Annotated in this window: 2 protein-coding genes; both read right to left on the bottom strand. The window is 39.2% G+C overall.

Annotated features, from left to right (window positions below; all coding sequences use genetic code 11):
• Nucleotides 1-225: 225 nt before the first annotated feature.
• Nucleotides 226-2,274, bottom strand: a complete 2,049-nt coding sequence (locus K1F36_RS18310; protein ID WP_220115081.1) for a putative porin — start codon at nt 2,272-2,274, stop codon at nt 226-228.
• A gap of 116 nt (nt 2,275-2,390) precedes the next feature.
• On the bottom strand, nt 2,391-3,496 hold a 1,106-nt coding region (locus K1F36_RS18305), incomplete at its 5' end, for a RagB/SusD family nutrient uptake outer membrane protein (RefSeq protein ID WP_220115080.1).

The raw sequence follows: 3,496 nt of genomic DNA, 5'->3' as shown, positions 1-3,496 counted from the left end.
TCTACGCTGTCGTTACAATATGTATATGAACTTCTTTGTTTTTTCCTTTCGTTTTTCAGCCTTTCTGCCTTTCGAAAGCGCCCTGCCTTATCAGCTAAGCGGGTGCAAATATACGCACGTTATTTTCTTACCGCAAAATGTTTTTCGATATTTTTTTTGAAAAAAAATCAATTAATTTATAACTACTTGTTTTTCAGGTTTTCGTTTTTCACTTCTTAACGAATTTTATGAAAATAAATTCCAGACCAACCCAAATCTGATAACAAAATCGCGGTAAGGATAATTTGGAGCGGAGTAATAATTAGGTTCTGAAAAAATGGAATTCAAGTGTTCTGCCTTTAAAAAAATACGGGTCTGTTTCACCTTGGCGTTTATAAAAACGTCCAATAAGGGATATCCTCCCAACTCTTCGTTGTTCTGAATATAAAATTCCCCCAACAGTGGATTGTATGCATCCATATTATATGATGTGAAGTATTTAAAGGTTACCCCTGTTTGCAGAAACATCGCTTTTTTAAATACATCACTTGAAAAGTATAGACTATTCCGTGTAACCACCTGTGGAAGATTGAGCACTTGATTGCCTTGATCTACCTCTTGATACATTACCGTATTCATTAATGCCCACTTTCTCCATTTTATTTCTTTTTCATATTTAACTTTTAAGTGGTTTACCGCGCCCGATTCCTGAAAGGGCCTTACAAATGCCGTTTCCTGACCCAATCCTATTTCTTCCTCAGTTGCCGTGGATGCGAAATATGTATAATTATCCAGCGTACTGTACTCAGCGCTCAAAAGGCCGTAGGTTCTGGAATCAAAACCAAATTTTATACTCTTTGTACGAATGTTATCAAATGTGTCCGTATTTTGCCAATTGAAGTTTCGATAATCACTTTGATACAACAAGTAGTTGAAATCGGGCATCCTAGATGATACATGGACAGACCCCAACAATGAATTACCCTCATTCAATGTATATCTTGCCCTGGCATCAAACTTATTCGCCGTAAGTTCGCCTACCACCGTACAATCGACACTTCCCTCCAAATACAAAGGCCCTATGCGGTTACGATAACTACCTCCAACCACAATTTCTTCTCCTTGCAGCTTATTTTGTATGACACCTTCATCGGTGAACAATATACTATTGAAAAAATAATTATAGTTGAACAATGATACACTGCCGGAAAGCCTGCCAAGTATTTTGTTTGAAAATTCCACAAATCCTTTATTGAACATTGTTTTCAATCTCGCCCTATCTTCTATTGGAACCAAGAATGGGTCTTGCCCGAAGGCATCGTTCTGCTGTGTTTGTTCAAAGTCGTACATTTTGGTCTCATAGCTGAATTCATGCCCTATAGCCAATGCGGTGGGTGAATTGTCCGTAGAATCTTTTTTATGATTTACCAATTTGAATTGATGGTTCAAAAAATAGCGCTTGCCCAATATTCTATTATTGGCGTTTGTATACAATAGGTCAATTTTTGCTCTATCCTGAAAATCGGGCAGGTCGTCCTCAAATTGACTCTTGTTCCTTAAACCCCCACTTTCCTCGCTCTGCATTTCTTGAGCCGCTATATGCCCCTTGAGAGAATACCTTCTATTTTTGGTAACATAACTGAATGTTGTCCTAAACTTTCCATCCTGGGCTTCCTCATACCTATATTTACCCAGTGACCTGAATCCATTATAGGCAACCGACATATTGAACCGTTCGGACACATTAAAGGTTAGCAATGCATCTAGATACTGACCCTGCTCAAACGTGGTTTTGAACATGAGCTCTGTCATCGGGGTAGGAACATGATAATAGTTGACATCCTCTTTTTCAAAATAACCGGGATGTTTGGCCTTCGCCCCTATGCGCGGATAATAAGGTGCAGAAGAAAAGCTTTTACCTAGCTCATTATAGGGCTGGCCCATATTGGCAAAGGGCATTAATTCAAAATCGTCCTTCCTTAAATAATTGTAGATGTAATCTTTTCTTATGGAAAGAGTCGTGTCGACTACAGTAGTGTCGCCGTAATATGAGATTATTTTGTAATCTCTGATGCTCACAGAATCTTTTTGTTTGGCCTCTAACTTAGCAGAATCTCTTCTTTTGGGCTTTGCAGGCATTGAATCTACGGCAACCGAATCCTTCTGCCGTAACGCAAGAGTATCTTTTTCTTGCAGCCTTATAGAGTCTCCCTCTTTTTTTGGAGGAATCGAATCTTGTTGCGCCAAGACTGATTGGCCAATCAATAAAAGTAGGGTCAATGCTAAATATCTCATTCCATGATATTGGTTGAGCAAAGGTAAAAGTTTTGTTTCTAAAGAAATGTGAAAAGTTGGGCCATAAAAAAACCCCGCTGATTAGGCGGGGCATTATAACTTATAGTAAACTACTTTTAGTAGCCTTCGTTTGGCTCCATATTAGAGTTTGCATTTAACTCACCCAGAGGAATTGGGTAGGCAAACAAATTATTGGGATAAGTCTGAGTACCCAAAAGAGTCTCAGTAGTATTCCAATAAGGCACGTCTTGACCTGTCCTCATCATGTCATCAAAACGGAAACCTTCAAACATAAGCTCCTTACGTCTTTCCAAAAGAATGTTTTCCTTAGTAGCAGATACGTATGGCGTCGCACCTCTGTTACTCGTTATCAAATTCAATTGAGTAAGCGCATCACCTCCTGTTTCCAACAACGCTTCTGCATAGTTGAGGATAACTTCTTCATACCTAAAAAGTGGTATATTATCAGCACCTACAGCAGTATCAGGATATTTCCCAATATTACGCAAACGTGCACCTTCATCTTGATAGCCCAAGATATCAATACGAACATCATCTTCCTCAAAAAGATCAATCACAGTGCTTACAACCTGTAGGTCACCATATCCGTTTGGAGCATCCCCTGGATACCTGTAGATGTAAGATAATGCGTTTGAGCCTTGGTTATCGGCATCACTGTAGGCCAATTCAAAAATCACATTAGAACCACCATCAGAAGCCCAACTGCTTACAAAATCATCAGCTCCAATGATAGAGTACATACCTGAACCTATTACAGCTTCAGATGCCGATACCGCACGATCCCAATCTCCAAAATATACTGCAACGCGCGCCTCCAAAGCCTTAGCTACAAATTTAGATACAAAGATACTTGAAGTGTCATAACTGGAATCCATCATATCAAAAGCTGTCTCCAAATCATCATAGATTGCAGCTTTCACTTCATCTATAGTATTTCTAGAAGGATACAGATCTTCACCTTTAAACTCAGTAATAATAGGAACTCCTAAATTCCCTCCTTCTGCATGTTGCTGCCCATAAACACGAAGTAAATCATAATGAGCAAGCGCACGCAAAATCATAGCACCACCTTGAAGATGCTCTCCATATGCCAAATCCCCCTCAAGAGTAGACAAATCTGTATTGATGATAACATTGGCATTTGCTATAACTTCATAAGCTTCCTCCCACATAAAGCCTGTGTTTGAATTGTACGCAAACT

The sequence above is a fragment of the Flagellimonas abyssi genome (genome assembly GCF_019457905.1).
In the GTDB taxonomy this organism is placed as follows: Bacteria; Bacteroidota; Bacteroidia; order Flavobacteriales; family Flavobacteriaceae; genus Flagellimonas; species Flagellimonas abyssi.
Note: the sequence above shows the minus strand (reverse complement) of the source record. Positions and strands in the feature narration are given on the sequence as shown.

Bases quoted from the DNA above. Each gene is read 5' to 3' on its own strand.
- K1F36_RS18310 (WP_220115081.1), bottom strand. From the start codon at position 2,274: ATGAGATATTTAGCATTGACCCTACTTTTATTGATTGGCCAATCAGTC.